Source organism: Zarconia navalis LEGE 11467 (assembly GCF_015207075.1).
Taxonomy (GTDB): domain Bacteria; phylum Cyanobacteriota; class Cyanobacteriia; order Cyanobacteriales; family Geitlerinemataceae; genus Zarconia; species Zarconia navalis.
The window spans coordinates 1-5543 of the sequence record NZ_JADEXN010000378.1 but is presented as its reverse complement, the minus strand read 5'-3'; the positions used below and the strand labels follow the sequence as shown (position 1 = coordinate 5543).

Annotated in this window: 6 protein-coding genes; 3 read left to right on the top strand and 3 right to left on the bottom strand. The window is 52.1% G+C overall.

The genetic code is table 11. The features are described from left to right. The first annotated feature begins 37 nt into the window (after positions 1–37). Positions 38–244: a hypothetical protein gene (locus IQ235_RS17450; protein WP_264322698.1), complete on the top strand. Its 207-nt coding sequence runs from the start codon at positions 38–40 to the stop codon at positions 242–244. On the opposite strand, the gene IQ235_RS17445 is transcribed toward IQ235_RS17450, so the two are convergent. After that, positions 241–1206, bottom strand: a complete 966-nt coding sequence (locus IQ235_RS17445; protein WP_319592616.1) for a GNAT family N-acetyltransferase — start codon at positions 1204–1206, stop codon at positions 241–243. The genes IQ235_RS17450 and IQ235_RS17445 overlap by 4 nt on opposite strands. A 64-nt stretch (positions 1207–1270) precedes the next feature. On the opposite strand from IQ235_RS17445, the gene IQ235_RS17440 reads away from it, so the two are divergent. Further along, positions 1271–1837, top strand: coding sequence for an RNA 2'-phosphotransferase (locus IQ235_RS17440; protein ID WP_264322697.1), 567 nt, complete (start codon positions 1271–1273; stop codon positions 1835–1837). Positions 1838–1977: 140 nt separating this feature from the next. Further along, complete coding sequence (locus IQ235_RS17435; protein WP_264322696.1) at positions 1978–2640, top strand: DUF6263 family protein; 663 nt, start codon at positions 1978–1980, stop codon at positions 2638–2640. Positions 2641–2800: 160 nt separating this feature from the next. On the opposite strand, the gene IQ235_RS17430 is transcribed toward IQ235_RS17435, so the two are convergent. Both IQ235_RS17430 and IQ235_RS17425 read right to left on the bottom strand, forming a co-directional pair. Next, positions 2801–3253 (bottom strand): VOC family protein, encoded by a 453-nt coding sequence (locus IQ235_RS17430; protein ID WP_264322695.1) that lies wholly within the window; start codon positions 3251–3253, stop codon positions 2801–2803. Between the two features lie 108 nt (positions 3254–3361). Then, a complete protein-coding gene (locus IQ235_RS17425) occupies positions 3362–5512 on the bottom strand; it encodes a peptidase domain-containing ABC transporter (RefSeq protein ID WP_264322699.1) in 2151 nt (716 codons plus the stop codon). Positions 5513–5543: the final 31 nt, after the last annotated feature.

Below are 5543 nucleotides of genomic sequence, written 5' to 3'. Positions count from 1 at the left end.
GGCGTGAGTTCCGAGGGATCTGAAGCTTCGTTGTCCAATGGATGGAACGTCCTATCAAAATTGTGGCATACCGCCGCGAGGAGCGTCTGAGTACTGTAGGACTCAGGTTGCGGAGAAATTGCCCGAGGATATCATTCCCGGAGTGGACTTATCGGCATCCGTTCGAGGAATGCTGACGTGGTTAGGACATTACGGTCGAACGATTCGCCAATACTCGCACCCCACACTCTCTCCTAAGTTCTAAAATACTTTGGCGTAAGCTATCCAGGTTTCAATTCGATCGAACCCCACCGATTCGTACAACCGCAGCGCCCCAGATGGGTTCTGAGAATCCACGCCGAGTTTTGCCGTCTCCACCCCGGCATCTCGCAATCCCTGCAAACCCGATAGCAACATAGCTCGTCCGAGTCCTCGCTTGCGGAAACCGCGCCGCGTCCCCAACACTTCGATCCCTCCTTCGTTGCGCTCGTATCGCTGGTTGGCGTCAGAATCGATCGCCGCGTAGCAGAAGGTGGCAAAGGTGCCATCCGGGGCGATGGCGACTAAGTCTAACTCCGGACGATAATCTGGGTGGCGGTTAAAATATTCGAGCTGTTCGACCGTCAGATCTGAGTGGTTCCAGTGGTCGATGAAAGACTGGTTGAACATCTCGACATAGGCCGGAGCATTTTGTTGCATGTGCGCCTGGTGGAGTCGAAAACCGGCGGGAAACTCTGGTGTCTGAATCGGTTCCGATAGCGATCTCGCCATGGTGAAGAAGTAGCGCGCTGGGGTAAAATCGCAACCTTCGAGAAATGTCTGTCGTTCGGTTTGTGTATCGCGACAACCGCAGTGCAGTGAGACCCGGATACCCCGTTCTCGGGCAACTTCTCGGATGCGCGCTTCCCCCCAAGCAACAATCTCGGATTCGATCGACCCATTTCGATTTTCGGGATGAACGTAAAACCATAACGATCCGGCAATATCTTCACCAGATTCGGGAATCCACAGACTGCCGTAGCCGAGAAGTTGGTTGTCGCTATCGTGCCAAAGACGAAAATCTCGGACTTTATCCCGTCCGGGAGTTTCGATTCGGCGTCGCAGTTCGGTCGCCGAAGTGGCAGAGTCCGTGCGATCGACCCCGTCGCAGGTATTAATCAGTTCGACGATCGCATGGAGATCGGTTTCTCCGGCATAAGGACGTTGGGTTCGGGTTAGCATAACCATGCTTATCAACTCGACATGTTACATTTATACTACATAAGTCGAAAAGGTCAACCCAAGCGTCAAAATGAATCCCGATCGCCGCGTTAAAATTAGTAAATATCTCAGTTACCACCTGCGCCACCATCCCGATCGAATCGGGCTAACCTTGCGCTCTGGCGGTTGGGTGGAAGTAGAAACACTCCTAATAGCAGCCAAAAAGCACCAGTTTCCCATCCGAGATTGGGAGTTACGCGAGGTCGTCGCCACCAACGACAAACAGCGTTTTTCCTTCAATGAAATGGGTACGTGCATTCGGGCCAATCAAGGACACAGTATCAAAGTGGATTTGCAGCTCGAATCCACCGTTCCCCCAGATTGCCTGTATCACGGAACTCATCCCAAAGCGCTAGAATCGATCTTGCACGAAGGGTTGCGGAAAATGGCGCGACATCACGTTCATCTGTCCGCAGAGATCGAAACCGCACGCCAGGTGGGACGGCGACGGGGAAAACCGATCGTATTGGAGATCGATGCGATTGCTATGCATCGCCAAGGTCATCAGTTCTTTCGATCGCAAAATGGGGTTTGGTTGGTCGATCGAGTTCCGCCAGAATTTCTCCGAGAATCTGTCGAAAAATCTGAAAACCGTTAAATCGAGCGAGTTCAATTCACCGAAATCAAATCGTCAAGAGAAACTTCAGTACTCGATATCTCGTCCGAATACTTAGAATCCATTCCTCGATCGCGCTTACCGATGCCGTCGATCTTTAAAGACTAATTAAGGGGAATGCGATGACCTTCGAGCTAACCGTCACAGAGGTTGCAGACAACGGAGATATTGAATACGAACTCTATTGCACTCAGGTTGATGTCGTGGGTGGAGCACCGGACGTTCGCGACATCGTCCAAGCTCAACTACAAAGCTTGGTGGGTACTGGCGGTACGTTTACCATCGATAATCGAGGTCACGTTCGATCGGCAAATATGGTATTACCCGAAAATGCCGCACCGGCACTCCAACAAGTCTTCGAGCAACTGTCGAGTTCCTTCGAGCAACTTTCAACGCCATTACCCGAAGAAGCCGTAGGAATTGGCGCACAGTGGAGCCTCGTCCAAAATATTAATGTCACCGCTATTGACTTGACTCAAAATGTCACCTACGAGTTAGTGCAGTTACAAGACAATGTAGCGACCTTTAACATCGAGGTGGAACAATTCGCCGAATCCCAGCCGATCGTTTCGCCGGAACTGCCCCCTGGCGTGACGACAACGTTGAATTCTATGGATTCTAAAGGGGTGGGACAAGTGACGATGCAGCTCGATCGACTAATGCCCGTTCGCAGCAATCTATCCTTGCAAACCAATACAGTAACAAGTGTGCGGGAAGCGGGTGTGCCCGAAGAAACCCTAGTCAATTCGATGATGACGATGCAAATGGATGTGGAATCCCAGTAATATCGGGTTCGGTTAAATACTGATAATTTCTCGTGAGGGGGTAGAGGAAGCAGAGAGAGTCCATTGACAGTTGTAAACGAAAAATTGGTGATTCTCTCTTGTCTTCTCCGTCTCCCCCAGCAACGCCTGCTTCTCCAGCTCGCTTTCACCATGTCCGCCCCTAGTGTGGTGGTTGCGATCGCTCTGCTTGAAAAGACTTCGTTTTTTCAACGGTCAATCCAATTTCTTGTCCGTAAGAAAGTTCGAGGGTATGACCGTCGGGATCTCGCAAAAATGCCCAATATCCGACGGGAGGACCAGAATTTTGAGGCCCTTGAAGGAGTATCCCTTCATGCCGCGCCCGATCGCACAAAGCATCCATCGATTCGCGACTCTCGCAACCCACCCCCAAATGAGCAAAGGGTGATAGCGTTGGATGTACTGAGTCCGTCTGAATCAAAACGATTGCGAAGGGACGAGTTCCATCGCACAACCACACGACTGCCACCCCGGATTCTGTATCCACGCGCCGATGGATCGCTTGCATTCGGGCATAGGTCGAGTAGAACTCGATACTTCGCTCTACATCTAATACCGGCAGCGCAATGTGAGTTAGCCCAAGATCGATAGTCACGGTAATGTATATTTTGCTACATTCTTATTTTCTCAGAACTTCTCTCGATCGCCCCATCGAGTTGAATCGCCCTTGGTTTTGTTGACCGTCTCGACTCCCAACTCGCTCTTAGGGAATCAGCAAATCTTGATGGGGACCGGGTTTGCTGCGCAGAGTTTCGGGAGAACCTTGGAGAACGAGCTGTCCGCGATCGAGAACGACGATCCAATCGGCGCGATTAATCACGCGGGGACGGTGGCTGATCAAGAGTGTCGTCATTCCCCGACGGTGATGTAACAAACGATCGAGGACTTCAGCTTCGCTACGAGGATCGAGTCCGGAGGTGGATTCATCTAAAATCAACATCGGCGGCCGATCGACGATCGCCCGCGCGATCGCCAAACGCTGTCGCTGTCCCCCCGACAGGTTCGCCCCAAACTCGCCCAAAATGGTTTGATAGCGATCGGGAAGCCCCGCGATAAATTCATCGGCCCCAGTAATCTGACAAGCTTTGACGATCGCATCGAACTCGATATTGGGATTGCCCAATCGGAAATTCTCAATAATCGATCGACTCCAAAAATGAGCATCCTGAGGCACCAAAATCGCTTGTTGGCGCAGGCAGTTCAGATCCAAATCGGCAAGATTGTACCCGCCAATTTGAATATTGCCCGACTCCACCGGATACAACCCCGCCAGTAATTTTGCCAGGGTGCTTTTGCCGCAACCGGATACCCCAATCAACGCGATGGTTTGTCCCCCTTGCAATGTCAACGAAAAGCGATCGAGCAAATCTACTTTCCCCGGATAGTGGAAGGTGACATTGTGGCAGGATATCTGAGCATCACCCGCCAGCGTCACCATCGGTTTGGGAGTTTTTTCATTCGACTCCGCCTGATGGTCGATGACTTCCGTCAGCCGCACCACAGCAGTTTTGACGCGGGTAAACTCATCCACAAACCCAATCAGGGCGCGAATAAGCGTGGCGACATTGCCATTGAGGGTAATAAACGCCAGCAATTGCCCGATGGAAAGTCCGGTATTAATCACCAAGTAACTGCCAAACCACAGCAAAAGTGCGTTTCCCGTCGCACTGATAAAACCCGAAAAGATATTATTGACAAAACCGATCTGATTCGTCCGAAACGCCAGATTTCCCAACCGTCCGAAGCGCCCTTGCAACTCTTCCCAGAACTGCGGCCCGGCTGTTGTCGTTTTCAGCGTCATCGCCCCTTTAAAGGTTTCGACTAACACCCCCTGGGTTTCCGCATCGAGTACCAGCAGGTTGCGAGTTTGGCGTTGCAACGTTGGTAGGAAGAACACTGTAGATAAGCTCATCAATGCCGAGAGTAGGGTTGCTGCCAGCGTCAGCGGCATGCTATAAAACGCCATCACGGCCCAGGAGACCAAGGCAATAAAAACCTGACTGGGAAGACCGACGACGATTTGAGCCAGAAATTGGTTGATTTGTTGGATATCCCGGAGGCGGCTGACGATTTCGCCACTGCGGCGGGTTTCGTAATAGGTAAGGGGCAAACGCAGCAGCTTGCGCCCGAATTGCAACATCAATCCTAACTCTAACCGCTGGGAAAAGTGGGCGGTGAGGTTCGACTGCACCAACTGCAATCCACTGGCAAAAACCGTCATCACCACCACGCCGAGAATCATCGCGTTGAGCAGGTTCAAGTCCCCCCGCACCAAAACATCATCGGTAAGGAACTGAATCAGAAAGGGGGTGGCAACGGAGAGCAAACCCACCGCCAAGTTGAAGAGTAAGACCTGGGAGAGCAAGCCGCGATACTGTAATACCGGTCGCCAGAATCGCTCCCATCCCTTGACATCTTCGGTCGATCGCGTCGAAAATCGAGCCGGATCGGGTTCGAGGAGCAATAATATCCAATCCGTCCACGACTCTTTGAGTTCGGCTTTGGAGACGTGGCGCAATCCTACCGCCGGATCGGCGATCGCGTAACCTTTTTTATCTTTGCCGTGCAAAACGACCCAGTGGTAGCCTTTCCAGTGGATAATCGCTGGCAGGGGGGCTTCGGAGAGGCGATCGAGGACGGCTGGGGCCGCACGTACCGATCGGGCATTGAACCCTAAAGCTTCTGCGCCTCTTTGGAGTCCGAGTAAGGTGGTTCCCTGTTGTCCCGTACCGACCATTTCCCGAATTTTGTTCAGGGTAAGGGTTTGTCCGTAATGTTTGGCGATCGCACCCAGACAAGCCGCTCCACAGTCGGTTTCGCTATGTTGGAGAAAAACGGCATATTTTGATTTCATCGGATTATCGGGGAGACGGGGGGGACAAGGG

Bases quoted from the DNA above. Each gene is read 5' to 3' on its own strand.
- IQ235_RS17450 (WP_264322698.1), top strand. From the start codon at position 38: ATGGATGGAACGTCCTATCAAAATTGTGGCATACCGCCGCGAGGAGCG.
- IQ235_RS17445 (WP_319592616.1), bottom strand. From the start codon at position 1,206: ATGGTTATGCTAACCCGAACCCAACGTCCTTATGCCGGAGAAACCGAT.
- IQ235_RS17440 (WP_264322697.1), top strand. From the start codon at position 1,271: ATGAATCCCGATCGCCGCGTTAAAATTAGTAAATATCTCAGTTACCAC.
- IQ235_RS17435 (WP_264322696.1), top strand. From the start codon at position 1,978: ATGACCTTCGAGCTAACCGTCACAGAGGTTGCAGACAACGGAGATATT.
- IQ235_RS17425 (WP_264322699.1), bottom strand. From the start codon at position 5,512: ATGAAATCAAAATATGCCGTTTTTCTCCAACATAGCGAAACCGACTGT.